Below are 25283 nucleotides of genomic sequence, written 5' to 3' on the forward strand. Positions count from 1 at the left end.
TCTATTGTTGTTAGTTGCCATTAGATATAAGACTGTCTTTTTTCTTTTCAACCTTTGATGATAAAAGAAAGTTAACAAAGCCCTAACTACTGACCATATTTGCAATATTCATCAATTCAATAAGAAATAAAAATAAATAATCGAATAATTAAATCAATATAATTTGAAATCATATTTTATGAATAACGTTTTCGGCCAGATAAAGCATGAGACAAAGTATTTCCGTCTACATACTCCAGTTCGCCTCCAACTGGAACTCCATGTGCAATGCGTGAAACATCCACATTATATTTTGATGCTAATTCAGCAATATAATGTGCTGTTGCCTCACCTTCTACTGTCGGGTTAGTCGCAAGAATAACTTCCTTAAAGTTATCGCTCGTGAGTAGTGTACTTAGTACATCAAGCCCTAAATCTTCTGGGCCTATTCCATCAATAGGAGATAAATGCCCCATAAGAATAAAATACTTCCCTTTAAATTCACTCGTTTGCTCAATAGCAATAACATCGGCAGGCGATTCTACAATACAAAGTTGCTGTACAATTTCACGTTTAGGATTTTGACAAATCTCACATAAATCTTGCTCTGTAAACGTTCTGCATTGCTGACAATGACCAACATTTTCCATGGCATTTTTCAACGAATGAGACAATTTAGTACCACCAACTCTATTTCGTTCTAACAAATAGAATGCCATTCTTTGGGCTGACTTAGCACCTACGCCCGGTAAGCACTTTAAAGCATCAATAAGTTCATGTACTAAAGGACTAAAATTCATGATATTTATACACTTATATTTATTAAACAATTTTATTCATATTATTCTAGCACTAAGTAAATATCTAAAATATAATAGCTTTATAAGTTATTTGTAATAAATAGAGTTATTTGAGAGAAAAAGCAACAAATCTAAAACGTTAACAACAAGTTAATAAATAGTAATAAAAACACTACCATGAGTGTCTAGATTTTTTACAGTTAAACTAAACAAGTAATAAAAATAATAAGAAAACAAAAGTAACAAACTGAAAAAAAACAAATTTTTAATTTAGGCATAATTAATGCTTTAATTAAAACAAAATTTAAATGTAATGGCATTATGAGCATTACATTACGTTAAATAACATAATATTGGAGTTAACATGTTGTTAAATATAAGTAAATTAAGCATGGCGGGGTTGGCATTAATGTCGGCATCTGCATTTGCAAGTACAACCAATTTTGGCTCAGTAAGTGACACTGGGAATAACTTCAACCAATTTTCAGTTGTATCTGATGGTGTTACTATTAACGTTTCAGGTTGGTCTGATACAGCAAGTTTTTCTGGTGGTTCATCAGCTAACCCATTAACTGGTGATGATAAAATCGAACGTGCTAGAGATTTTGATAAAAATGGTAATGGTTGGTCAATGGAAAACCGTGATGAATCAAAATCTAATGGTACCCAAAAAACATGGGTGGATGGTTATTCTCACTCAGCAGATAACTTATCCGCAGGCAGCCAAGATTATGATACATATTTACTTGAATTTTCTGTAGCTGTAAACCTTTCTGAAGCAACTTATTCATGGAATCTTGGCAATACATCTAATAACCAAGTAACTGTAGCGGCTTTAAGTAGCAACAACCTTAATGGTAATAGCTGGGCTAATGTTAAAAGTAATCAAACAATTTCATCTGGTTATTCTCAAATGCAGGATACCGGCGGTTACTATACTACTAGCTTCACAAATGCTACAAGTAACGTAACAGGAACATATTCTCAGTATTGGATAATTAGTGCCTTAAACTCTGTGTTTAGTTCAACGGATACAAGCGGCTTAGAAGGTAACGACGGTATGAAATTATCTGGTGTTTCTTTTTCGAAAGATCCAGGTACTCCACCACCGCCATCTACATCAGTACCAGAACCTACTTCTATTACAATGTTTGGCTTAGCATTAATTGGTTTATTTGCTGCAAACAGACGTAAAATTAAATAATAATTTATTTTTGTTATTAAAAAGATGGCTAAGCCATCTTTTTTTTATCTAAAAACTAGGCTATATTCATAGCACACTAATTCTATTAAACTCTTAATAAAATATAATAATAATTGAATTAATAAATTCACTTCTATAACAAAGTGAATAATTACAAATGTTTCAAGTTTTGTTATCAACCTTAAAGCTGGATAAATATGCGTTCATTACTTATAGCATCTACATTATTACTGTCTCTCAATTCTTACGCTTTTAATGATTTTGAAAAAGCACTAACCTCTTATAATAAAAACGAAGTAGACGAGGCTTATGTTCACTTAAAAAACGTTTTAAAAGACGAAGAAGATAATTTGCCTGCCATTGTTCTTATGGGCAGAGTATTACTTAAAAAAGGTTTGTACTTTGAAGGTATAGAAGTTTTACAAGAAGCCTTATTTAGAGGAGCTGATGTCAATTTTTTAATTGACGACCTTACCAGCGCCTTAATGTTAACAAACTCTTTTGACGATGTTATTAAATTAAGCTCAAACAAACATTTAACTCCCGCCAGTCAGCTAACAGCATTTTTACTATCAGGTAATGCTTATTCAGCAATGAAAGACTACGATAACGCTAAGATCTATTATAAAAAAGCCTACGCCCTTGCTCCAAATGATCTGAGAACTATTAGTGCGTTATCAGCTTTTGAGTTACAACAAAGAAACTTTTCTGATGCTGAAAATCTTATTGCTAAAGCACAAATACTTTTTCCAAACGATAGTCGAGTGTGGAATTTAAAAGGACAGCTGCACGATAACAAATCTGAATATGATCAATCTCTTCAAGCTTATAAGCAAGGTTATAAGGTAAATCCTGAAGACCCTTTTATTCAAAGAGCTCTGGCCAATGCTTACGCCAACGCTAATATGACTAAAGAAGCCCTTGCATTAGTAGAGAATATATTAAAAGAAACCCCCGATGATCCTTTTGCAAAACTACTTAAAAGCCGCTTGTTCGCCTATAGCTCTAAGACGGAAGAAGCAAATCAGATACTTATTGATATTAGCCAAAAATTATCACTTCTTAGTGATGAAAAAAGAAATAGCAATGTATCACTATCGTTAGTGGCTGGAACAGCTGCTTATTTACAAAACAACTTAGAGTTAGCCCAAAAAGAGTTGCAGTTTTATGTAAAAGAGCAACCTCAAGATTTAAGTGGGATCAGTTTACTGGTTGATATTTACTTAAGCCAAGGTCAAGCTTCAAAAGCATTTGAGTTACTCGAAAACAAAAATAAATTTATTAAACATAATTTAGAACTTTCAATAAAACTCTTTGAGCTTTATCTTGACGATAATAAAATTTACAAAGCCGAACAAATATTATCTCCATTAGAAAAAAATTATGGTAAGCATTTACAATTTATTTTAGCCAAAGCAAACCTGCTAGCTAAAAGTAATCAATTAGATAAAGCATTACAATTATTAGAAGAAAATAAACCTGTAGATTTTTCACCTGCATATTCAATAACTAAAGGGTTACTGTTTTCAGCTAACAACCAAATATCTGAAGCTCATAATATTGCCGACGAGCTAATTAAAATCAATGCGACTAATGTTGATTATTTGAGTTTTAAAGCCAGTTTATTATTACAACAAAATAATTGGCTTGAAGCCTTAGATGTTTTATCTCAAATTTTAAAACAACAACCTAATAATTTTAATGCTCTATTTAATAGTGCAACCGCTAACGCTGCTTTATCTAAATTTGAAGATGCTAAAGCAATATCTGCACGATTAATTGAAACTCAACCCAATAATTTATCATTAAAAGTACTTAATGCTAAAATTGATAGAGATATGGGTAATGTAGAGCAAGCGAAAGAAGTACTTACTCAAATAATAAGTAAAAACTCAACTTACATTCCAGCCTTAGAAACTTTAATGGAGCTTAATTATCAGCAAAAAGATTATGAACAAGCATTAGAACAAGTTGATAGGTTAAGTAAGTTAAGCTTTTTAAATGCTAAATATATAAAAATGAAAGCACAAATTTACTTGGGCTTAAACGATTTCACTAATGCTAAAAAACAATTACAGCTACTTTCTGGCGTGGTTACTACACCAAGAGATATTTTTGTAATGAGTCAAATGCAGATACAAGCAAATGATATATCTGGCGCTAAAAAGAGCTTAGAAAAAGCACTTTCTATTGAACCTAAAAATATATTTATACAACGTTCACTCGCGAAACTTGAAATCGATTTAGGTGATTTTTCTGAAGCTAATTCCATTTTATCAAAACTTGAAAAAGCGAATAGATATGATCCTAATGTATTAATGCTTAGAGGTGACTACCATCTCAAAAAAGGTAATAAAGTTGCCGCTCATAAATTTTATTTAAAAGCTTTAGATAAAGATAATAACTTTCATATTGTGTTATTAAAATTATATCAACTAGCCTTAGATAAAGTAGAAGAACAGAGCTTTACGGCCACATTAAAAAATATATTAGCTAAAAATCCAGAGAATTATTTAATGCGATCCATATATGCCGATTACTTATTAGGTAAAGGGAATGTTAAAGAAGCTAAAGGTCACTACGAAAAATTAGTTACTGTTGATAATTTAATAAACAAAGCTTCTATATTAAATAACTTAGCTAACATATATATCACTATTGATTTGAATAAAGCAGAGGCATACTCAAAAAAATCTATGGAATTAAATAACAACTCTTCTGCAATAATTGACACTTATGGTTGGATTTTAAGTCTTAATAATAAATTTGATGAAAGCTTGTCAATTCTCAGAAAAGCCTATTCAATGGATTCCAATAATCCTTCAATTAACTATCATATTGGTTATACCTTAGTTAAGTTAAATAGAATTGAAGAAGCCAAGCGAGAACTAAAACAGTCACTAGCTAATAAAAACAGATTTACGGAACGCGAAGACGCTCAAAAGCTTCTTAACTCCCTTTAAAATCCACTTAAAAATATAAAAGCCTAACAACTCTCGTTAGGCTTTTTCTTTTGAGAGCTATAACCTAAAAAACTATAAATACAACTACATATAAATTATTAATATATAGTAAAATAAAAGAGTTTTTAGGGTTCTCACTTAAAATGATAATATGACAATAATTGGCATCATGTGTAATTTAACCTGAAGCAACTATATAAAAGACAGTATAAGACGTTCATATACAATACCTCTGGACAGCATAAAGGTTTCCGATGCTAATTAATGACAAAAATTCAAACATTACGTTTAATAGTAAAGCCGTTTTAAATTCTGGTGAGGTAGCATTAGTCGGTGCTGGCCCGGGTGATCCTGAACTATTGACTTTACGGGCCTTAAGCTTTATTCAACAAGCAGAAGTGACCATTTATGATCGTCTAGTCAGCCAAGATATTCTTAATTTACTACCTGAAACATCTGAAAAGCTTTACGTAGGTAAAAAACAAGCTAAGCATTCTGTTCCTCAAGATCAAATAAACGAATTACTTGTAGAACAAGCTAAATTGGGTAAACGAGTGCTTCGTTTAAAAGGTGGTGATCCTTTCGTTTTTGGTAGAGGTGGAGAAGAAGCTGAATATGTGCTCTCTCAAGGTTTTAATTGTCATTTATGTCCAGGTATTACCGCTGCATCAGGTTGTACTACCTATGCTGGTATCCCTTTAACACATAGAGGTGTTGCACAAGGCTGTACCTTTATTACAGGGCATATGGAGAATGATGGTGAACTCAACTTACCTTGGGAAAGTTTAACGTCTAATGCTCAAACCATTGTCTTTTATATGGGGATAAATACATTACCTAAAATTGCGGCAAAACTTATAGCACATGGTAAAAAGGCAGATACTCCTGCGGCTCTTATTTATAAAGGTACTCAACCAGAACAACAAGTGTACCGAGGTCAATTAAATACATTGGAAAACATAGTGGCTGAACATAATATAAAACCACCTACATTAATTGTTATTGGCGATGTCGTTAATCAGTTAACTACACAGCAGCTATCTTCACCAGGCTTATTAGAAGCCGAACCAAGCTTACAATCAAATAGTTTATAAGCTTGTTAAATACTTTTGGTAATCCTCAACAGCATGGGGATTACCTGTATTTTCTTGGCAAACACTTTGTCGATATTGAAAATTAAATACATCAAACCATAAATCTAAAACTTCAGCGTTTACGCCCTCTCCAAACATATCTAACACTCTTGCTGCCACTTCTGCTGTTGCAAACTGGTTACTAGCTGATGCTTGTCTAATTTGATATCGAGAAATCATATCCTTGTTTTCTGTCATTTCAGGGTTAAATGAAACAACAGGAAAGCGGTTAAGGTATGGGCTTTTACGAAACATTTTTTTAGCTTCTCGCCAGCTACCATCTAACATAATAAATAATGGTCGCTTACCCTCTTTAACAACAAGTGTTTGATTATAAACCTCTCTTTCAGGCTCGGCATATTGATCGGGAAATACCACAAAAGGTTGCCATTGTTCATCATTTAAAACCGCTAATAAATCTTTGTTTTCTTCAGTTCTTGACCATAAAAAAGCAAACGTATCGGGTACTACGTCAGCAATTAATTTACCCGTATTGCTCGGTTTTAAAATTTCTGTGTCATACATCAATAATAAAAAACCGGCATTACTAGTCATCTTAGGTGTTAACTTACAAATACAATGAGTTAAACCAATACGACATTTTTCACAGCGTTTAACTTTCCAACCTCTAGAATTATAAACGGTGGTACTGATACTTTTTCGATGCTCGTAAAGTCGATGAACTGCGTTCATTAATTATTCTCATTAATAAAAAGGTAAACATAAATAAGTGTTACAAAGTTTCGGTATGCTCGACTTATTGTTTATTGACACTGGAATAGCGCTTAAAACTAAGTATAGTGCCCAATAAAGCTAAAAGAACAACAAGGGCTAAACCTACAACACCTAAAACATTATCGACAGCTTTAATCCCTGTCCATTTTAGATAATGAATTTGATACATAGTATCAATAAATTCAGTGTCAGGACCTTGTTGATACAAACTCATTTGAGGCCAATTTAAGGTAATTGCAACTTGAGTAGACGTTAATGCTGTTAAACCATCAAGACTCACTACATTGCCATAACGTTCAGTATTATGCTTTATTGCATCTTTGATCAAAGCTTCTACTTGTTGCTCACTAGGTATTTCAATAGTTTGCATTGTTGCTCTATCCAAATGAGACCATTTATTATCTTCATTTTTAACTAATAAATGCTCTCCAAGAATGGAGTGTATTATTTTAATTTCAGACCACTGATTAGTGTTAGGCGTTGTAAATGAATTGATCGAAGGATATGTTTTTATGGCTAGTTGTTCGTAAGCTTCTGAGTAACCGGGTTTAATAAAAAAGAAACCGCCCGTAATTGCCCAAGCAATTAAAGGCAAAAGCATAATAAAACCTAGGTAGTTATGATACTTTTTAAGATTCACGAGGTTCTTTGTGATCAGACTTTACGCTTTTTTTAAGTGTTATACCCAATGAAACAATAGGTAATAAAATAGCGCCAGCTATAACTCCAACTAAACCTTCCAACAAAATAGAAATAACACTTTTAAAATCAAAACTGATTAAACTATTAGTCCATGAAATAAGATCAGAAATAATATGATGAATAAACTCGATGCTATGAACAATAATTCCTCCCCCTACTAAGAACATAGCGATAGTACCTACAATAGCCAATGTTTTCATGAGTAATGGAGCAAAGGTTAACAAACCTCTACCTAAAGCTTTTTTGAGTGTACTAAATGAGCCTGATAGCGATTGTTTTAATAAATACAATCCTAAGTCGTCTAACTTAACAATTGCAGCAACTAGGCCATAAACACCAACAGTAATCAAGAAGGCCATACTGGAAAGTACCATAACTTGCATTTCAAACGAGGCGTCTTGTAATGTCCCCAAAACAATAACAACAATTTCAGCAGATAAAACAAAATCAGTACGAATAGCACCTTTAATTTTATTTTTCTCTAAAGCGACTATATCAGCATCGCTGTTAATAACATTTTTTATATGTTGTTGGTGGTTTTTTTTACGGTGGAAAATTTTCTCAACAACTTTTTCCACTCCTTCATAACACAAAAACAAACCACCAATTACAAGCAAGATAGTAATAAGCGAAGGAGCAAATGCACTAATAACAAGAGCTGCAGGAACCAGTATTAATTTATTTAAAAAAGATCCTTTCGTAACAGCCCAAACAACGGGTAATTCTCGATTGGCTTTAACGCCAGAAACTTGCTCTGCGTTTAATGCTAAGTCGTCACCTAAAACACCCGCTGTTTTTTTAGCTGCAACTTTTGAAAGTATCGCTACATCATCCAAAATAGTTGCAATATCATCAATTAATGTTAATAAACTAGCGCCTGCCACTATTTAGCTCCTTGCTGAAAAATAAGATTAACCTTCGTCTTCTTCGTCATCAATATCTGACTTAAATTGTCTAAAACCTTCTTTTGCAATAATTTCTATATAAAAAGAAGTTAAATTTTCAGATGCAGCTTTATCAATATGTTTATTTATTTCAGTTAAATGAACTTCTTCAGCTTCAGCTTCTGTTAAGCCAAATTTACAATCAAAATCCCAATAATCAGCATCAACAGGAAGTGTTTTATTGCGCTCTCTTTTAATGTATTTTTTAACTTCATGTTTCACACCATCAATTAATCTTTCGTATTTAATTTTAGGGTGAGTAAGGGTAAATGTCTTTTTCATGATTTTCCTAAATGTTTTACTAAATATGTAATTTAGTTCGTTGCCTATATTTTACGTGATTTTTATTAGGGTATCGATACAATAATTAGAAATCACAATTAAAATAATGAATAATAGCCATCAAATTTACCTCAGTATTAAAAACACTCTTATGATTAAGAAAAAGTTAGGCTTTGCAATTAACCTTATCGCTTTATTTTTATTTGTTCCGGGCATAGTGCTTCCTATGTTTTCTTTATCTATGGAAATGACAGCAAACGTTAGCGGAACAGGTTTATCTTCAACTATAGTTGATAAAGAATTGTCACTTATAACTACAATCCAAGAACTATTTCAAGATGACAGAGTATTAGTCGCCTTGCTTATTTTAATTTTTTCAATCTGTATTCCGGTGATTAAAACGATTTTAGTTACGATAGCTTTTTGGAAAAGAGAACAGGTTATTGAAAAGAAAATTATCAGTTTTGTCGCTTCCATCGGAAAGTGGTCAATGGCTGATGTTTTTGTTATTGCTATATTTCTCGCGGTTCTTTCTACAAATCATGCTGAAACAACCGATATACAGCAACTTTCTATGTTTGGCTTCAAAATGAATTTACATATTAGTAGCGAAACCTTATCGATAGTGGGCCAAGGTTTTTATTATTTTGCAGCTTATTGTTTGTTGTCGTTACTTGGAACACATTTATATCAACATGCATTAAAAGAAGTAGAAAAAACATCTAAATAAAACTGGAATGATTTCTGCTTATACTATAATTAATTTTATTTTGTTAAAAAATTGACGTTAATCGTCATTTAACTCTACACATCGTTTGCAATAAATAGAAAAGGATCAATTATGTTAATTATTAGCGGTACTGCAGAATTTATGGGTGAAACAAATAAGTTTGTAAAGGGTGACTTACATGCCTTTACTATGTTCTGTACTAACGAAGTTTTAGATGATCAACTTATAGATATCGAAAATTTCTTTAATGAGCGCGATTGGGATCAAATAACCATTGAAGAAGCGGGCTTAATTAATGACGATTCAATGTTAGACAATGATACGCTTAAACAAGCATATCAAAAAGCAAGTGAAGAAAGTTTATCGGTAGTTATTCAAAATACGCCGATTTCAAACGCAGCTTAATTATCTAATTAGAGCGTATTTACCTTTACAGTGTATTTTTACAACAGCTAGTTTAGGCTTTATACAAGGCTTCGTTTTTGATATGCCGTTATTTTACTTAAGAAAAGAATAACGCAGCATAAATGCAAACTAACGTTACCTTACGGGTTTATTTAAAAAAAATTGATACCCAAAGGGTCAATACGCTCGAATATCTTTAGATAAAAATAAAGTCTTCTAGTTATCTATCCAAATAACCTGAAGACATTATGTCTCATAGCAACTCTCTGTATTTTTTATATTTCAGCTTGTCTTATTTCTTCTAGTTTTGCGTATAAGTGTTCGGTAAAAAAGCCATGCATTAAAAAGCGTTGCCCTAAGTTCCAAGGGCCCACTAAATACTGCGGATATTTGTTATATGCCAGTTCGGTTAAGGTATCGTCACCAATTATACGACCAATTCTTATAGCGATTGATTGATCTAAATTAAAGCCATTTATTGCGTCTCGATATTCATCTTTTTTCAGTAACAAACAAAATAAGCACATGAATAAAGCATGGGAGGTTTCAAAATCTAAAATTTGAGTCGCCTTTTTATCAACTAACAATTCATCCATATTAATAGGTTGCCAACTCTGCCATTGGTAAGGCCTATTCGTATTATGATTACTGGTTTTATTGCTATTACCTAGTTTTATAAAGCAATCAAATAACTCTTGGTCATGATCAACAAATGTACTGTGCAACATGTCGTTAATTGTTTTTGGATAAAGATTAACTCTATGTTCATGCCCTGTATTTTCTGACAAGAAATTCAAAATATTAGATTCTGTCGCGTAGTGCCTTAAAATAAGTAGGTTGGCTTCTGGTGAGACAAAGTATTTACAAAACCAGCAAATTGTTTTTTGTAATGCTTTATGCGCACTAAATTGAGGTAAAGGTAATCGCTTAACAAACCAAACAATATGCAACAAAATAGCAAAAGTAAATTGTAAAATAGGTCTTAACACCCAGCGGAATTTATTATCTAAATCTTGTAACCATAAATTAGCCGCCTCACTTTGTATTGGTAGTGAATCGTCTGTACTTATAGCTTGTAAATAAGCGCTACGAGGTTTATCCATGATTATCAACTTCTTCTAATTGTAGCTGGTATAACTTAGCTACCACTTTAGCCGTACGAATAATGTCATCAATATTTTTTTGCGAAGTGGCTACACGATCAATCAAATTATAAAGCTCTTGTAGATGATTCTCGTCATTTTCACCATGGTAATCCATAAAAGACGTGGCATTGTTTTCAAAGCTAAATTGCTCATTAATATACCGAGACCATTTCGTGGCCATTTTGTTACCTAGCCCTTCAATAATCCACATAGCGCCAATTAAATCAACTGGATTCGGCTGACTTGCTCTATACATTAAAAAACCATGTAAAGCTTCTGAACCTATATTTTTTTGTGTTGATTCAATCACACTTTGCTCACCGCCAGCAGCAACATAGTCTGCTTCTAATAATTGATAATCTCGGTGTTCTTCTTCTGCATGATGAATAACAGTTGAACGTATGTCTGAATAATCGCGGTCAAAACTTGAAGCACTCCTACTGATCCATCTTGAGCCTTCAATCACTTGTTGACGTAAATTGAGTAACAGTTTTTGGTAATCTTCAAGGCTTAATCGCCCTTGCTCTAATCGTTTTACAATAGCAACTTTAGACACAGCTAAATCAAAGTCTAACCAAACTTTTAATAACGCTTGTAAGCAGTTTTGTCCTAAAGGGGTTAATACAACTTGTTCCATCAAAATTACTCCGCTACAGTTAAGTGCATATATGCACAATTAAATCGGCCACTTTCAGGCACCATACAAAAAATCGTTTCACCAACCTTTAAATCATGCGTATTAATAAATTCATCAAGCATAATAAAAATTGACGCACAGCCAGTGTTACCTCTTTCATATAAATTGGTGTACCACTTTTCTTCTTCAATGCTAGCTCCTGCGGTTTCCAACATATCAAAAATTTTACTTTTAAAATATTTAGACGAAAAATGACATAACACGTGGTCTATTTTGTTCACTTCAACATCACCTTGCGCAATTAGTTTCAAAAAACCATGCACGCCAACCGACACAATATTGTCTAATAACCTAACATCTTGTCGGAGCATTAACGCCCCTGCTTTTTCTGCATCAGCATAAGTATCGTAGTCTTGCCAGGTTTTGTGTTCTTCATTTTTAGCCGTACCCACCGACATACAAACCGGATAAACATTGGCATGAGAAAAACTTTTGATCCAATCTATTCTTAGGCTTTTTCCTGTAGGTCTAGGCTGATTCTCTAAAAGTAACGCGCCTGCCCCATCAGACAACATCCAACGTAAAAACTCAGCATTAAAATCTACTTCGTTACCTTCAACTTGCTCATAACGTTTATTCTTAAAAAGTCTTGAAGTGAGTTCGCTAGCAACCACTAAAGCATTTTCGCTACATTCTGATTTTATACCAGTGAAGGCAGCTTTTAACGCCATCATGCTGCTAGAACAAATTCCATGGCTGGTATGTAGTTCAACTTCTGAAAGGTTTAACGAGGCCTGCACCATACTCCCAAAGCCAGGTAATACCATATCACCTTGGCTAGTGGCACAACTTAGCATTTGTATTTTTGTAGGTGAAAGGTAACTATTTTCAATACAAGCTACGCCTGCATTTGCCGCCATTTCACTGTTAGAGATTTGTGTTTGTTGCTGCTTATTAATGGCGTAATGTCGTTGCACTATGCCATTCGAATTAAGTATTTTGTTTTTTAATCGGCTTTTTTTACCGTTAATTAAACCTAAAACATCTTCAATTTCATCGTTGTTAATAGGGTCACCTGGTAGATAATGCCCTGTACTATTAATATAAACGTCCACTTAAGATCCTTTTTTAAAATATACGTTTAAACAACGCAGGTTTTCTTCAATATACGGAAATACACAAACCACACACATAAATATTAAATAAGTAGGTAAATATGATGAAGTGCCATGAGGATTTTCAAGCGGTATTAATGACATATTCCCCGCCCACTCTAACGTGATTAGCGACTGAAATTCATCCCAATTAATCACTAAGATTGACGTTAACATGTATAAAGGTAAAGAACCTAAATAGGTATGCGCATGCATTTCCCATATTGATATTTCACGCTTTGGAGCAGCATAACGAACATCCCAATGAGCAACAATTTCATGCGATATCCAAGTTATAATACAAATAAGCAAAATAAGTACGTTCACTTCAAACATCAAGCACATCAATATAGGAACCCCCATTTGAATGCCCATTAAAGAATGCATTAACGATTCTTGAATACCCGAAGTAACTTCAATTTTTGTTGCTCGATGACAACACCAATCCGCAAAGCCCGCAATTCCCCACAAAGGTAAAAATACATACAACATCGCATTAATCAGTAATACCGAGGTGTCCATTTCAATAATTCCATTATTTTTGAAAAAAACAAATACTACTTGAATCAGTACTAAATATATAGGTGTTGCCATTGAAGATATATATTTAGTAACACCCCATACAAAATGGTTTAATCATCATTTAGACTCGATTCAAATAAATCCCCCTCATCAATGATACAATACGCTATTAATACCTATCAGTGACTTATAAATAGCCTATGAAAGATTGTAATCAATGCGGTAAATGTTGTATCAAATACGGCGGAGAAGATCTTTCAGTAACAAAAGAAGAAGTTGACCTTTGGGAGATGTTTGAACCAGACATATTCAAATTTATTAAAGATTACAAAACTTGGTTTGATCCTGAATCTGGCGTTAGGCTGAAACAATGCCCGTTTCTTGAAATAGCACCTAAAGAAAAGCCTCTTGCTGTTAATAAGTATACTTGTAGTATTTACTTCAACAGACCTGAAGATTGTCGCCTTTACCCTAGTCTTATTCCTGAAATGATCAGAGATGAATGTGAAATGATTGAAGCCGTAGATATAGCAAATCCAAAACAAGCTCAAATAAAATTAGATGTATTGATGATATAACGCTATCAGTAAAAAGAATAAGCTTTACTGATAGCGTTGAGCTACCAGTAAAGTAAAACTAACGCCAACATTTAGATAACATGAGCAAACTTAGCGTTTTGCGCCACCTGTTTTTTTCATTTGTACAACTTTTCGCGCTATGGCTAGTAGTTCTGGTGCAATATCGTCTGCGCCATCTTTTATTAATTTACTTACATCGCCCGACGAAAAAAATGAACCTCGTTCAGCTTTAATACCCAAAGCCCTCACAAAGTCTTTAGTTTTTCCTGTACTACCTGTATCTATATATTTAAAGATGATTTGTTCGTTAAGACTATGAGGCTCTTGCTTTAACATAGTGACATCATCTGTAAGCTCTTTTATTTCAGCTTCTAAATTTTCAATTAATTCGGCAATATTATTGTATGGCTTCATTCAGTGTTAACTCTCTTAATTATCGCTATAGCGAAAAACGGGTGTGCTACTAAAATATAAACATTGTAACGCTAAAATTTAATGAGTAGGTATTAACCACAACACTTTTTATACTTTTTACCACTACCACACGAACAAGGATCGTTGCGACTAGGTGTTTTTTCAAAAATAGTCGTAGTGGGTTTATTCAGAATAGCGTTAAGTTCATTAATATTTTCATCAGCATCGCTGTTTAAAGCACTATCAACAGTAATATCTGCAAACAATTCGTTATCAATAACTAAAGTTGCTACTTCTAGTTTTCTTTCTTCACTGGCAACAACCAGTGTTAAAGGATTTTTTTCTGTGCCAAGTTTAACGGTACGCTTAGTGTTATAACCTGTTGTTACATGATTTTCTCTGGTATGGATACGCCCTTTGTAATACAGATCGTGCATATATGCTCCGCTAATAAAAACCTTGAACTGAGCGCGGCAGTATAACGGAATACGATAAATAGTCACTGGATAATAAAAGGAATTGATATTTTTATACTGCTTTAGTAAATAACTGACTTATTTTTTATTTTTTCAGAGCACATTATAAAAAATAACCTACTATTTAAAGTAAGGTTATATATCAACTCCAATCTTCTGTATAATAAGCATTAAAAAGATATATTGGCGTAACATGAACAAAAACATGGACTTAATTAGTGTCAAAATTGACAAATAATAAAATTAAAAAAATATTAATCGAATCATTATTATTAACAAAAGATGGTGTAGGCCTTTTTGATCCCGACGATCGGCTTGTATTTTGTAATGAAGCTCTTGGTGAATTCTTTGGCTCATCTGCGAGCAAAGCACTCAATAAAACCTTTTCTGAGTTATGTTTAGGCTGTTTTAAAACAAAAAAAGGCGCCCACATAGAAACCGATAATTTTGAAACATGGATCAAAAAAGCATTAGCAAATAGAAGAAGCCGTAACTATAGAACCTTTGAAACAGATACAGTAGACGGGAAATACTTTATCGTTACTGAACAAATGGCCCAAGAAAATTTTTTATATTTATATATTACAGATATAACAGAAAAGAAAAAAAGCGAGCTTCAATTAAAACTTATGTCGCAAGAACTAGAAGAACTTGCAACAACTGATTATTTAACTGGTATACGAAACCGCCGCTACTTTTATCAAATGGCTCGAGCCGAATTTAATCGTAGTAAAAGAAAGTCTATTACCCTATCACTGCTTATTTTAGATCTTGATAAGTTTAAATCAATAAATGATAACTATGGACATAAAGCAGGCGATCTCATATTACAAACAGTTACACAAACTATAAGTAAATTATTGAGGGAATATGATATTTTTGCGCGTATAGGCGGTGAAGAGTTTGCTATTTTATTACCTTCAACAGATTTAAACTCAGCCTATATTATCGCAGAGCGAATCCGAAAGTCTGTAGAGTTAATAGAAGTTGTATTCGAAGATAAAACGTTAACCATAACTACGTCCATAGGCATGACTGAGAGTTCAGAACACATTACCTCTTTTGATCAGCTCGTACAAACAGCAGATAAATACTTAAATCAAGTTAAAAACCAAGGAAGAAACAAAGTATTATTTGGTTAGTCCTGCTTCTTCCCTCTTACATCGCATCTCCCTAAAAAACTTAAACAAAAAACTCACTTTTTTCAGGATACTTTTCTTGGTATTTAATAATGTAAGTACATTGCGCCACGGCTTTTTTATTATCTTTTTTAATCTGCTCAAGCACATCTTCTAACAATGTTTTTGCTAATCCCTTACCAGCTAACTCATCAGGTACAAAGGTATGGGTTAAGTGCATTTCGCCGTTTTGATCATCATAAATAATATAGGCGATATAACCATCAATATGGTATTCATATTTACATTCTTTAGCATTATGTATCAGTGTGTAAGGCATAAATTTTAAACTCTTTAATTAAGTGGCTTTAGGAGGTTTGTGTTTTAAATGCACATTTTTCAGCGTACATACTTTTATCTGCCTGATGAATAAAATCATCTGGTGATAAATAAGCTTCAGGCCCAGTTTGAGCATAACCTATACTCATGGTTAATTGATCTAATTCATTATGTACGTTTTCTAATAACCTCTGCCCGTAGCTATTTTTTGCTTGTTCTAAAGTACAATTTGGAAAAACAATACAAAACTCATCTCCACCATATCTAAAAGAATGATCTTCAGCGCGAGTAATACTCTTTATAGTATTAGCCACGCTTAAGAGTATTTCATTACCTTTTTGATGGCCCTGAGTATCATTTATTTTCTTAAAATCATTAAGGTCTATATAAGCGATAGTAACTGATTCACCACGACGTTCAGCACTATACAAAACAGAAACAAGAATCTCATTTAAATTTCTTACATTTAACAACCCTGTTAGTGGATCTTTTGTTACTTGCTCTTTTAACCGAGCAATAACCGCTTCACTTTTAGATTCGTACACATAAACCATCGACCAAATAGCTATTACACAAAGTCCAAAATTCCCCATAACAATCCAATGTATATCTGAGTTCATTTGAAATACTAAACGCCCAAGAACCCCTAAACCAACAAATACACTTATTGTTGTTAATATGGTTCCTACTTTACGTCCTAAAAGTAAATAAGAAATGATAGGGAAAATAAAAAGCCAAGCAAATAAACCACTTCGATAATTAGAGAAATAAATTCCATATAAAACAAGAGAATAAAAAGTACATAAATAGATAAAAGACCAACGTTCCAAATGTTTTGTTGTTGATACAATACTCAGAATATAGAGCCAAAAAAGCGCTATAACCCCTTCCATAATAGCGAAAGAGTGCCACCCGCTTATCCAGTTTTTTATCGCAAAAAATGTTGCAGAAAAAATAGTGACTATCAACAGTATACGTAAAGCGAATCGCCTGTAATCATAGCTTTCTTGTTTAATCATTAAAATTTACCATCATAAAAATCAATTAAATATTTAATTGGTTACCTAAATAATCCTAATAAAAGTTCATTTAAAACGCAGCTTCCCATTATTTAAATATATTGATTAACATAAATACTATGTGGAGTGTAAATTTTTGAAAAATCATTGCTGGTAGTATCTAAATTCAGATGTTATATAACGACAACAAGCTAATGATGTTATTCATACATCTATAACGCTCACGGTATGGGCATTTACAACAATCCTTTAGTTGTACTGTTATTACTAGCATAGCTGATAAAATTGAATTTGTTTATTGAATATAAAAATATTTATTGTGAAAAATTAATATGTTGAACAATAGATAACGAGTCTAAAACCTAATTACGGAGATTTTTTTAAGTGTCACATAACTGACATTCATTATTTTTAATTGTTCTATAATACCATCACATTGGCTCATTTTTTCCACCTAGTTTGGACTAAATAGTTATACACACTGTTTTTAATCCGCTTATCTACAATTAAAACAAATCTGTAGTAGCTAACTTAGGTGTTATTTACGCAGGAGGTTATCGTGAATTATAAAGATTATTATAAAATTATGGACGTTTCTAAAACAGCGTCTCAAGATGAGATCAAAAAATCGTATCGCAAATTAGCACGAAAATTTCATCCTGATGTTAGTAAAGAAAAAGACGCAGAAAGTCGCTTTAAAGATATAAACGAAGCTTATGAAGTACTGCGCGATAAAGAAAAACGCGCCGCTTACGATCAACTTGGTAGCAACTGGAAATCAGGTCAATCAGGATTTACACCTCCACCTAATTGGAAAGATCAATTCAACCAAGGTAATACTAACGCAGGTGACCAAGGTGACTTCAGCGACTTTTTTGAATCACTCTTTGGAAGCGGTTTTGCTGGGAATCAGCGTGCTCCAAGAGGCCGAGGCTCGTATCAAAAGCAAGGTCAAGACAGCAATGCGAAAATCATGATAGATTTGCAAGACTCATACACAGGAGCCACACGAAGTTTTACTCTGCAAGATCAAGTTATTAATCAACACGGACAATCGCAACCTAAAGAGCGCACGTTAAAAATTAATATTCCAAAAGGGATAAAAGCAGGCCAAAAAATTCGCTTAAAAAGTCAAGGAGGGTCTGGCGTTGGCGGTGCAAACAACGGCGATTTATATATTGAAATAGGCTTTAACCCTACTCCATTATATGAAGTTGATGGAGCAAATATTACAACAGAAGTAAACATTAGCCCATGGCAGGCAGCCTTAGGTGACAAAGTTAAAGTACCTACACCAACAGGAGTTATCGACTTAAGCGTGCCTAAATTAAGCAACAGCGGTAGTAAAATGCGTTTAAAAGGTCGTGGATTACCGAGTAAAGTGCCAGGAGATTTTTTTGTAAAACTGAAAATTGTTCTACCAAAAAGTTTATCCACTGAAGAAGAAAAGCTGTATCAATCTTTAAAAGCGCTAACGGCTAATAATAAGGAAAAGGCATAAGCCAAAGAAAATATTTAGCTATTCCCATAACACTTCAAGCTCCAACTTATGTATCTTGAAGTGGCATGGGGATAAGATTTTCTAATCTTTACAAAAGCTTATCTAAAACCGTTTTAGCTTGGCGAATTTTACTAAAGGTTTCAGCACAACCGCCTTTATCTGGATGATGCTTTTGAGCGAGATGTAGGTACTGAGATTTAACCATTTTTGCATCGGCATTCGCCGGAAGATTTAACGTTTCAAGCGCCTCTTTCTTGTGGTCTTGTGCGATATGTTTTTGCCAAAATGATTTGAGCATGTCATTTATTTCGTCTTCTTGTGTTTCAAAATAATGCGTTGAATTTAAGTAATAACTTTCTAGGGGATCGATTGTTTCAAGTATTGTTGGTAACTCATTATTGCTTAGCCTAGGTTCATTTATCGCTGTTCTTTGTATTCGTACCGACTCAATCATAAGTTCAAAGGTTTGCTCGCAACGATATTGTTTTTTTAAATGATAAAGCCCGTGCATACAAAGAAAATGCGCACTAAATAAATCTTTAGTATTCGCCAATGAAAAACACTCAAAAGGTGCTACTTTATTATCCTGCAAATGCTTGATTATCTCATATTCATTGGTTAGTGGGGAACTATTCAAGAATTGATCTATTTCATCAAGTATTGGGGTTAAGTAAGGATTTAATGTCTGCATTTAAATAGCTCTGTTTAACATAAGTTTCAGCTATTAGTTTTTAAAAAATGAGTTAGTTGATAAAGGCGCATTAGGTAAAACCTCTGTGTACTTAGCTTCTTTTTCTAATGCTTCTAAATCTTTAATAATTAACTGATTACGTTTTTTATCAAGGGTGTCTTCTTGCTTCCAAAGTTGTAATTGTTTATTAATGACCTGCCGTACAGATCCCGTCATTCGCGCTAAGGTTTCATCGTTTAAACCATTCACTAAATGATGCTGATGCTCTTCTTCTTTCGCACCCGTATAAAACTTAATTTTATTAATATGTTCTAAAATAATTCGACTTAAACGTGTAGGAACATCGTGCAATATTAAATTGCTTGCCTGCTGTTCTTTTTCACGCATTTTTTTAGCTAAATAAGGCATAAACTGCTGGTTAAATTCAGGATATGTCCACAACCAATGGCGCATGGTTGCCAACTTAACCGACAGTAATTTAACCGTTGTTAAAGGTGAAATAATAACATCGTGTGGTTGGTCATCAAACAGCACCATTAAATCAAAACAATCGCCCGCATAAAGCATGTCTAACGAGGCTTCTCGACCGGTTTCAGCATTGCTTTGTTTAATTTCTAATTGCCCTTCAATCATCACAAAAAAGCGCTGAGTCAGTATATTTGAATTTATATATTCACCTTTATGCCATTCGTTCAGTTGAAATTCTTGTTGAAAATCTTCAATCAGCTTGGTAGGTAAATCAGCAAAAAGATTGGCTTGCTTTACTAAAACGGGGCTGGCTTTTTGTGGTAAATGATTAACATCTTTATTCATAGATAAAATGATTTGGGCCGTAACATAAGCGAGTGTTTTTATTCTACCTAGATGTTGATATATAGCAAAAACTAATAACCTAACTTAGGTAATTCACTTTAACGATTATCTCTTAATTCAATAAATTTCCATTATAAAAATAAAGTTTTATTAACTGTCACTTTTGTGACAGAAGCATTTCTCCAGCTCCCCTATTATAGCCTCACTAACCAAGCAACCTTGTATAAGCCATCAAAACAGTAGATTTATACAAGGTTGTTTATCGGGTCAAATTGCTGATTTGGACATTACCAAAAGCATAAGACTTTTTATTAAATACTTTCAAAGTAACAGGTGATTATTATGACTAAAACAATTGGTATTGACTTAGGTACAACAAACTCATGTGTAGCAGTTATGGAAGGCGGCAAAGCACGAATTATTGAAAATGCAGAAGGTAGCCGTACAACCCCTTCTATTGTTGCTTATGCAAACAACGAAACCTTAGCGGGCCAACCAGCCAAAAGACAAGCAGTAACAAACTCAAAAAACACCTTATTCGCTATTAAGCGATTAATTGGTCGTAAGTTTGATGATAAAGAAGTGCAAAAAGATATTAAATTAGCCCCTTATAAAATCATAAAAGCAGACAACGGCGATGCTTGGGTTGAAGTAAACGGCAAAGCGTTATCGCCACAAGAAGTATCAGCGCAAATTTTACGTAAACTGAAAAAAGATGCTGAAGCTTATTTAGGTGAAACAGTAACCGATGCCGTTATTACAGTACCCGCTTACTTTAACGACTCGCAACGCCAAGCAACGAAAGATGCAGGTAAAATTGCCGGCCTTAACGTAAAACGTATTATTAACGAACCAACCGCAGCAGCATTAGCTTACGGCGTTGATAAAAACAGTAAAGCCGACCAAAAAGTTGTCGTTTACGATTTAGGGGGCGGAACATTCGATGTATCGATTATTGAAATAGCCAATGTAGACGGTGAAAAACAATTTGAAGTATTAGCTACTAACGGCGATACCTTTTTAGGTGGTGAAGATTTTGACTTACGCCTGATTAATTACCTTGCAGATGAGTTTAAAAAAGAAAGCGGAATTGATGTGCACGAAGATTCTTTAGCTTTACAGCGTATTAAAGAAGCGGCTGAAAAAGCGAAAATTGAATTATCATCAGCTATGCAAACCGACGTAAATTTACCGTACATAACTGCAGATGCAAGTGGCCCTAAACATTTAAACGTAAAAGTTACACGTACTAAATTAGAGTCATTAGTAGAAGACTTAGTAAAAAGTACCATAGCGCCATGTGAGCAAGCGTTAAAAGATGCTGGTATAAGTAAAGGTGATATTAGCGAAGTTATTTTGGTAGGTGGTCAAACACGTATGCCAAAAGTACAAGAAGCCGTTAAAAACTTTTTTGGTAAAGAACCACGTAAAGATGTAAACCCAGACGAAGCCGTTGCCATAGGTGCAGCCATTCAAGCGGGAGTGTTATCTGGAACGGTTGGCGATGTGTTATTACTTGATGTAACACCACTATCGCTAGGTATTGAAACCTTAGGCGGTGTAATGACCAAGCTTATTGAAAAAAACACTACAATACCAACACGTGCTTCTGAAACCTTCTCTACAGCTGAAGACAACCAAGCCGCGGTAACCGTGCATGTATTGCAAGGCCAACGCGAAATGGCAAGCGATAATAAATCGTTAGGTCAATTTAACTTAACGGATATTAAACAAGGTCCGCGTGGTTCTGTACAAGTTGAAGTAACCTTTGATATTGATGCAGATGGTATTTTAAATGTATCGGCTAAAGACAAAGCTACAGGTAAGGAGCAAAGTATTAAAATTACCGCATCGAGTGGTTTAAGCGAAGATGAAATTAACAGCATGGTAGAAGATGCCGAAAAACACGCAGCTGAAGACAAACAAAAACGCGAGTTAGTTGAGCAACGCAACCAAGCAGATCAATTAATTCATACCGTACAAACCTCGATGACAAGTTTAGCTGAAGATCAGCAAACAGAGCTTAAAACATTAATTGAACAACTAAAAATGGCAGTTAATGGCAATGATAAAGCAGCAATTGAAATACGAAAAAATGCATTACAAGAGGCCTACAGTAAAATGCAAGCCGAGCAAGCACAGTCACAACAAGCTGAGCAACAAGGTAATACTACCAATAGTGCAGCAAACGACGGCGCCAAAAGTGAAGATGTGATAGATGCCGAATTTGAAGATATATACCCGTAACCATTCAAGATGCAGGTTTCAGTGGGAACAAAAAACAATTTAGGCAAGGCATTAAGTTTACGTCATGGTTATTCCCTTACTAAAGTTAATAACGCGGCATAAATTGTTTTTAGACCCATCGAAGAAGCGCTTGAGCAAAATCACTTCGTCGTTAATGCTTTTTATAAGGGAACGACCATTATTGCAAAGCATTGCCTTGAATTGATATCGCTCAAGCACTCTGAAATACGCATATTGATTGGTAACGGGTATAAGTAACGGTTAATCATTTAAATCTTAAATCTTAAAGCTTTAAATATTAACTAATATTGATTCATATCAGTATATATCCATGAATAAAGTGCCAAACTCTTAATCGAGCTTGGCACTTTTTTCTAATAGCTAATATCTATTGTTAAGCGTACTCAAACACACGGACTATAAAATGAATACTAAATTTTCGAACCCACTAAAAAATCTTTCAAATCAGTTTGAAAATATGGTTAGAGGACGCCTTTGGTTAAAAGTATTATTTGCACTCGCCCTTGGTGTAATTGCAGGTATTCTCTTAGGGCCAGATCTCGGTTTACTTTCAGCTGACACAGTAAAAAATATTACCTCATGGCTTGCCCTGCCTGGCCAAGTGTTTTTAGCTATCATTCAAATGATTGTTGTACCGCTTGTACTTGCTTCAATCGTGCTCGGCTTAGCAGCAAACAATAATCCCGACGCAATGAAGAAAAATGGCGTAATCGCAATTCTTTTCATTATGTTTTCAACCGCATTAGCTGCCATCATAGGTATTGCCTTAGCATTAAATATTCAACCGGGTAATTTTGTTGATGCCTCAGCGTTAATGGAAGCAGGAACTGACCAAGTTGCAAATGTAGCAGCCAAAGGCTTCCCGTCTATGGCAGACTTACCGAGTAAAGTTTCGGGTCTTATTCCTAAAAATCCTTTAGCTTCTATGGCCTCAGGCGAAATGCTACAAGTTATACTCTTTTCAGCTGTACTCGGTGCGGCTTTATTATCTATTCCTGCAAAGCAATCTAAACCCTTATTTGATCTACTTAGCGCACTTCAAGAAGTGAGTTTACGCATTGTATCTTGGGCGATGTTATTAGCGCCTTTAGCTGTTTTTGGTTTAATTACTCGCTTAGTTGCCAACCTTGGCGTAGAAGTTCTCGGCGGTATAGCCGTTTACGTATTAACCGTGCTAATAGGCTTATTACTGGTTGCCTGCTTTTACTTTATTGTGGCTAAAATAACCACTAAACAAAAATTCAGCCTATTTTTCGTTAACGTTAGAGAATTATTATTGCTTGCATTTTCAACCAGTAGTTCAGCCGCTGTTATGCCAATATCTCTAAAAGTTGCTGAAGAAAAGCTAAACATTAAACCCGAAATATCACGATTTTTAGTACCACTGGGCGCCACCATAAATATGACAGGTACAGCTATGTATCAAGGCGTTGCAACAGTATTTCTTGCACAAGTGTTTAATGTCGATCTTAGCTTGTCGAGCTACTTATTTATTATCACCATGTCGGTTGCCGCATCAATCGGTTCACCAGCTACTCCCGGCGCTGGCATCATTATTTTAAGTATGGTGTTAGAAGGTGTTGGTATTCCAGCAGCTGGTATCGCGATTATTCTGGGTGTAGACCGCATACTCGACATGTGCCGAACCTCTATCAACGTACTTGGCGATATTGTTGCCTGTACCACGGTGCAATATTTTTCTAAAGAAAACGTTATTGAAGATAAAAACATAGTAATTTCAGAGCAACCACTTAAATAATCTAATACACTGATTACAATTAGAGAGTTAAAAAAATAACCTCTGCCCTGAAGTTAATAACGAGATAACGTTTAAGTATGAACAATAAAGAAAACAACAATAGCGCAACACCAACACAACAGTTAGAAACACAAAGACAAGCCATTATGGATAGCGAATCTTATAGTTTAGCCTACACTGATAACGACTTTATTTTACGTGACGATTTAAAAGCGGTGCGTTTACAGCTTGAAATGCTAAAAGCCGATTTAATTCTAAAAGAAAACCAAATTGAATCAACCGTAGTGATTTTTGGTGGAGCACGAATACTTGAAGACCACAAAGCAAAGGCAGCTTTTGAAGAAGCCAGTAAAGCATTATCTGAAGATCCTGAATCAGCGATTAAACAGCAAAAAAGCAAACTTACCGAAAACGCAGTAAAGCACAGTTATTATTACAATGAAGCGCGAATATTAGGCCAAAAAATTACAGAACTCTCTTTGCAACACCAAGGTAAGCAATTCGTTGTGGTTACCGGTGGAGGCCCTGGTGCAATGGAAGCAGCAAACCGCGGAGCGGCTGATGTAGGCGGCAAGAGTATCGGATTAAATATAGTGCTGCCTTTTGAGCAAAAACCTAATCCCTACATTACGCCTGAGCTATGTTTTCAATTTGACCATTTTGCTTTACGTAAAATTCACTTTCTTAAACGAGCAAAAGGTTTAGTCGCCTTCCCCGGTGGTTTTGGAACCCTTGACGAATTATTTGAAGCACTAACCTTAATACAAACTAAAAAAATAAAACCAATCCCCATTGTATTAGTAGGAAAAGACTACTGGAGCAAATTGATAAATTTTGAGTTTTTAGTTGAGCAAGGCGCTATAGCAGAAGCCGATCTTAAAATATTTCATATTGTAGATACCGCAATAGAAGCGTATGAATATTTAGAACAGCACTGGCCCCAAAATAACAACAGTAAATTATAGGATTAAA

Annotated in this window: 26 protein-coding genes; 11 read left to right on the forward strand and 15 right to left on the reverse strand. The window is 34.2% G+C overall.

Translation table 11 applies throughout. From position 1 onward, the window contains the following. Window positions 1-176 precede the first annotated feature (176 nt). Window positions 177-779: a recombination mediator RecR gene (gene recR, locus AC0L5Q_RS06710; protein WP_473616146.1), complete on the reverse strand. Its 603-nt coding sequence runs from the start codon at window positions 777-779 to the stop codon at window positions 177-179. Window positions 780-1143: 364 nt separating this feature from the next. Between recR and xdp1 the strand changes: the two genes are divergently transcribed. The 3 genes from xdp1 (at window position 1144) to cobA (ending at window position 6040) form a co-directional block, all read left to right on the forward strand. Next, window positions 1144-1983 (forward strand): exosortase-dependent surface protein XDP1, encoded by an 840-nt coding sequence (xdp1, locus tag AC0L5Q_RS06715; protein ID WP_473616150.1) that lies wholly within the window; start codon window positions 1144-1146, stop codon window positions 1981-1983. A gap of 197 nt (window positions 1984-2180) precedes the next feature. Beyond that, on the forward strand, window positions 2181-4946 hold the full coding sequence (locus tag AC0L5Q_RS06720; RefSeq protein WP_473616154.1) for a tetratricopeptide repeat protein: 2766 nt from the start codon (window positions 2181-2183) through the stop codon (window positions 4944-4946). Window positions 4947-5200: 254 nt separating this feature from the next. After that, entirely contained in the window at window positions 5201-6040 is an 840-nt protein-coding gene (gene cobA, locus AC0L5Q_RS06725) for a uroporphyrinogen-III C-methyltransferase (RefSeq protein WP_473616159.1), read from the forward strand. Here cobA and AC0L5Q_RS06730 read toward each other — a convergent pair. The 4 genes from AC0L5Q_RS06730 to AC0L5Q_RS06745 form a co-directional block, all read right to left on the reverse strand. Continuing rightward, entirely contained in the window at window positions 6035-6772 is a 738-nt protein-coding gene (locus AC0L5Q_RS06730; RefSeq protein ID WP_473616163.1) for a tRNA-uridine aminocarboxypropyltransferase, read from the reverse strand. The two genes, cobA and AC0L5Q_RS06730, sit on opposite strands and share 6 nt — an antisense overlap. A 64-nt stretch (window positions 6773-6836) precedes the next feature. Further along, on the reverse strand, window positions 6837-7415 hold the full coding sequence (locus AC0L5Q_RS06735; RefSeq protein ID WP_473616166.1) for a PepSY domain-containing protein: 579 nt from the start codon (window positions 7413-7415) through the stop codon (window positions 6837-6839). Window positions 7416-7443: 28 nt separating this feature from the next. Continuing rightward, window positions 7444-8400 (reverse strand): DUF808 domain-containing protein, encoded by a 957-nt coding sequence (locus AC0L5Q_RS06740; protein ID WP_473616170.1) that lies wholly within the window; start codon window positions 8398-8400, stop codon window positions 7444-7446. A 27-nt stretch (window positions 8401-8427) separates the two neighbouring features. Next, entirely contained in the window at window positions 8428-8742 is a 315-nt protein-coding gene (locus tag AC0L5Q_RS06745; protein ID WP_473616173.1) for a DUF6172 family protein, read from the reverse strand. Between the two features lie 151 nt (window positions 8743-8893). Here AC0L5Q_RS06745 and AC0L5Q_RS06750 point away from each other — a divergent pair, with 151 nt between their 5' ends. Together AC0L5Q_RS06750 and AC0L5Q_RS06755 are read left to right on the forward strand one after the other, a co-directional pair. Next, entirely contained in the window at window positions 8894-9472 is a 579-nt protein-coding gene (locus tag AC0L5Q_RS06750; protein ID WP_473616177.1) for a paraquat-inducible protein A, read from the forward strand. 111 nt (window positions 9473-9583) lie between these two features. After that, window positions 9584-9877, forward strand: coding sequence for a hypothetical protein (locus tag AC0L5Q_RS06755; protein ID WP_473616182.1), 294 nt, complete (start codon window positions 9584-9586; stop codon window positions 9875-9877). Window positions 9878-10152: 275 nt separating this feature from the next. Here the strand turns inward: AC0L5Q_RS06755 and AC0L5Q_RS06760 are convergent, their stop codons facing one another. The 4 genes from AC0L5Q_RS06760 to AC0L5Q_RS06775 are packed head-to-tail and all read right to left on the reverse strand — an operon-like array spanning window position 10153 to window position 13407. Further along, window positions 10153-10980, reverse strand: a complete 828-nt coding sequence (locus tag AC0L5Q_RS06760; protein WP_473616185.1) for a DUF6999 family protein — start codon at window positions 10978-10980, stop codon at window positions 10153-10155. Next, window positions 10973-11659, reverse strand: coding sequence for an iron-containing redox enzyme family protein (locus AC0L5Q_RS06765; protein WP_473616188.1), 687 nt, complete (start codon window positions 11657-11659; stop codon window positions 10973-10975). The genes AC0L5Q_RS06760 and AC0L5Q_RS06765 overlap by 8 nt, the downstream gene beginning before the upstream one ends. A 5-nt stretch (window positions 11660-11664) precedes the next feature. Further along, window positions 11665-12774: a beta-ketoacyl-ACP synthase III gene (locus AC0L5Q_RS06770; protein WP_473616192.1), complete on the reverse strand. Its 1110-nt coding sequence runs from the start codon at window positions 12772-12774 to the stop codon at window positions 11665-11667. Next, complete coding sequence (locus AC0L5Q_RS06775; protein ID WP_473616196.1) at window positions 12775-13407, reverse strand: diguanylate cyclase; 633 nt, start codon at window positions 13405-13407, stop codon at window positions 12775-12777. 128 nt (window positions 13408-13535) lie between these two features. On the opposite strand from AC0L5Q_RS06775, the gene AC0L5Q_RS06780 reads away from it, so the two are divergent. Then, window positions 13536-13913 (forward strand): YkgJ family cysteine cluster protein, encoded by a 378-nt coding sequence (locus AC0L5Q_RS06780; protein ID WP_473616201.1) that lies wholly within the window; start codon window positions 13536-13538, stop codon window positions 13911-13913. A gap of 90 nt (window positions 13914-14003) precedes the next feature. On the opposite strand, the gene AC0L5Q_RS06785 is transcribed toward AC0L5Q_RS06780, so the two are convergent. Both AC0L5Q_RS06785 and AC0L5Q_RS06790 read right to left on the reverse strand, forming a co-directional pair. After that, on the reverse strand, window positions 14004-14327 hold the full coding sequence (locus tag AC0L5Q_RS06785) for a hypothetical protein (RefSeq protein WP_473616205.1): 324 nt from the start codon (window positions 14325-14327) through the stop codon (window positions 14004-14006). A 92-nt stretch (window positions 14328-14419) separates the two neighbouring features. After that, the gene (locus tag AC0L5Q_RS06790) at window positions 14420-14764 is read right to left on the reverse strand and encodes a PBPRA1643 family SWIM/SEC-C metal-binding motif protein (RefSeq protein WP_473616208.1); all 345 of its coding nucleotides are present in this window, start codon (window positions 14762-14764) and stop codon (window positions 14420-14422) included. A gap of 257 nt (window positions 14765-15021) precedes the next feature. Between AC0L5Q_RS06790 and AC0L5Q_RS06795 the strand changes: the two genes are divergently transcribed. Further along, entirely contained in the window at window positions 15022-15945 is a 924-nt protein-coding gene (locus tag AC0L5Q_RS06795) for a GGDEF domain-containing protein (RefSeq protein ID WP_473616213.1), read from the forward strand. A 40-nt stretch (window positions 15946-15985) separates the two neighbouring features. Here the strand turns inward: AC0L5Q_RS06795 and AC0L5Q_RS06800 are convergent, their stop codons facing one another. Continuing rightward, window positions 15986-16261, reverse strand: coding sequence for a GNAT family N-acetyltransferase (locus AC0L5Q_RS06800; protein ID WP_473616218.1), 276 nt, complete (start codon window positions 16259-16261; stop codon window positions 15986-15988). Between the two features lie 28 nt (window positions 16262-16289). Further along, entirely contained in the window at window positions 16290-17279 is a 990-nt protein-coding gene (locus tag AC0L5Q_RS06805; RefSeq protein WP_473616223.1) for a GGDEF domain-containing protein, read from the reverse strand. Window positions 17280-17838: 559 nt separating this feature from the next. Here AC0L5Q_RS06805 and AC0L5Q_RS06810 point away from each other — a divergent pair. Beyond that, entirely contained in the window at window positions 17839-18780 is a 942-nt protein-coding gene (locus AC0L5Q_RS06810; protein ID WP_473616227.1) for a DnaJ C-terminal domain-containing protein, read from the forward strand. A gap of 88 nt (window positions 18781-18868) precedes the next feature. On the opposite strand, the gene AC0L5Q_RS06815 is transcribed toward AC0L5Q_RS06810, so the two are convergent. Together AC0L5Q_RS06815 and AC0L5Q_RS06820 are read right to left on the reverse strand one after the other, a co-directional pair. Further along, window positions 18869-19471 carry a DNA-J related domain-containing protein gene (locus tag AC0L5Q_RS06815; protein WP_473616231.1) on the reverse strand — a complete coding sequence of 201 codons (603 nt, stop codon included), beginning with the start codon at window positions 19469-19471 and terminating at the stop codon, window positions 18869-18871. 33 nt (window positions 19472-19504) lie between these two features. Further along, on the reverse strand, window positions 19505-20284 hold the full coding sequence (locus AC0L5Q_RS06820) for a Crp/Fnr family transcriptional regulator (protein WP_473616234.1): 780 nt from the start codon (window positions 20282-20284) through the stop codon (window positions 19505-19507). A gap of 342 nt (window positions 20285-20626) precedes the next feature. Between AC0L5Q_RS06820 and dnaK the strand changes: the two genes are divergently transcribed. The 3 genes from dnaK to AC0L5Q_RS06835 all read left to right on the forward strand — a co-directional run bounded on the left by dnaK (window position 20627) and on the right by AC0L5Q_RS06835 (window position 25276). Beyond that, on the forward strand, window positions 20627-22531 hold the full coding sequence (gene dnaK, locus AC0L5Q_RS06825) for a molecular chaperone DnaK (protein ID WP_473616239.1): 1905 nt from the start codon (window positions 20627-20629) through the stop codon (window positions 22529-22531). 424 nt (window positions 22532-22955) lie between these two features. After that, window positions 22956-24311 carry a dicarboxylate/amino acid:cation symporter gene (locus AC0L5Q_RS06830; protein WP_473616241.1) on the forward strand — a complete coding sequence of 452 codons (1356 nt, stop codon included), beginning with the start codon at window positions 22956-22958 and terminating at the stop codon, window positions 24309-24311. 77 nt (window positions 24312-24388) lie between these two features. After that, window positions 24389-25276, forward strand: coding sequence for an LOG family protein (locus tag AC0L5Q_RS06835; RefSeq protein WP_473616246.1), 888 nt, complete (start codon window positions 24389-24391; stop codon window positions 25274-25276). The last annotated feature ends 7 nt before the right edge of the window (window positions 25277-25283 follow it).

The organism is Pseudocolwellia sp. G5-9 (assembly GCF_055808995.1).

Excerpts from the sequence above, each read along its gene's own strand:
- recR (WP_473616146.1), bottom strand. The coding sequence starts at position 779 with ATGAATTTTAGTCCTTTAGTACATGAACTTATTGATGCTTTAAAGTGC.
- xdp1 (WP_473616150.1), top strand. The coding sequence starts at position 1,144 with ATGTTGTTAAATATAAGTAAATTAAGCATGGCGGGGTTGGCATTAATG.
- AC0L5Q_RS06720 (WP_473616154.1), top strand. The coding sequence starts at position 2,181 with ATGCGTTCATTACTTATAGCATCTACATTATTACTGTCTCTCAATTCT.
- cobA (WP_473616159.1), top strand. The coding sequence starts at position 5,201 with ATGCTAATTAATGACAAAAATTCAAACATTACGTTTAATAGTAAAGCC.
- AC0L5Q_RS06730 (WP_473616163.1), bottom strand. The coding sequence starts at position 6,772 with ATGAACGCAGTTCATCGACTTTACGAGCATCGAAAAAGTATCAGTACC.
- AC0L5Q_RS06735 (WP_473616166.1), bottom strand. The coding sequence starts at position 7,415 with ATGCTTTTGCCTTTAATTGCTTGGGCAATTACGGGCGGTTTCTTTTTT.
- AC0L5Q_RS06745 (WP_473616173.1), bottom strand. The coding sequence starts at position 8,742 with ATGAAAAAGACATTTACCCTTACTCACCCTAAAATTAAATACGAAAGA.
- AC0L5Q_RS06750 (WP_473616177.1), top strand. The coding sequence starts at position 8,894 with ATGATTAAGAAAAAGTTAGGCTTTGCAATTAACCTTATCGCTTTATTT.
- AC0L5Q_RS06755 (WP_473616182.1), top strand. The coding sequence starts at position 9,584 with ATGTTAATTATTAGCGGTACTGCAGAATTTATGGGTGAAACAAATAAG.
- AC0L5Q_RS06760 (WP_473616185.1), bottom strand. The coding sequence starts at position 10,980 with ATGGATAAACCTCGTAGCGCTTATTTACAAGCTATAAGTACAGACGAT.
- AC0L5Q_RS06765 (WP_473616188.1), bottom strand. The coding sequence starts at position 11,659 with ATGGAACAAGTTGTATTAACCCCTTTAGGACAAAACTGCTTACAAGCG.
- AC0L5Q_RS06775 (WP_473616196.1), bottom strand. The coding sequence starts at position 13,407 with ATGGCAACACCTATATATTTAGTACTGATTCAAGTAGTATTTGTTTTT.
- AC0L5Q_RS06780 (WP_473616201.1), top strand. The coding sequence starts at position 13,536 with ATGAAAGATTGTAATCAATGCGGTAAATGTTGTATCAAATACGGCGGA.
- AC0L5Q_RS06785 (WP_473616205.1), bottom strand. The coding sequence starts at position 14,327 with ATGAAGCCATACAATAATATTGCCGAATTAATTGAAAATTTAGAAGCT.
- AC0L5Q_RS06790 (WP_473616208.1), bottom strand. The coding sequence starts at position 14,764 with ATGCACGATCTGTATTACAAAGGGCGTATCCATACCAGAGAAAATCAT.
- AC0L5Q_RS06800 (WP_473616218.1), bottom strand. The coding sequence starts at position 16,261 with ATGCCTTACACACTGATACATAATGCTAAAGAATGTAAATATGAATAC.
- AC0L5Q_RS06805 (WP_473616223.1), bottom strand. The coding sequence starts at position 17,279 with ATGATTAAACAAGAAAGCTATGATTACAGGCGATTCGCTTTACGTATA.
- AC0L5Q_RS06815 (WP_473616231.1), bottom strand. The coding sequence starts at position 19,471 with ATGCAGACATTAAATCCTTACTTAACCCCAATACTTGATGAAATAGAT.
- AC0L5Q_RS06820 (WP_473616234.1), bottom strand. The coding sequence starts at position 20,284 with ATGAATAAAGATGTTAATCATTTACCACAAAAAGCCAGCCCCGTTTTA.
- dnaK (WP_473616239.1), top strand. The coding sequence starts at position 20,627 with ATGACTAAAACAATTGGTATTGACTTAGGTACAACAAACTCATGTGTA.
- AC0L5Q_RS06830 (WP_473616241.1), top strand. The coding sequence starts at position 22,956 with ATGAATACTAAATTTTCGAACCCACTAAAAAATCTTTCAAATCAGTTT.
- AC0L5Q_RS06835 (WP_473616246.1), top strand. The coding sequence starts at position 24,389 with ATGAACAATAAAGAAAACAACAATAGCGCAACACCAACACAACAGTTA.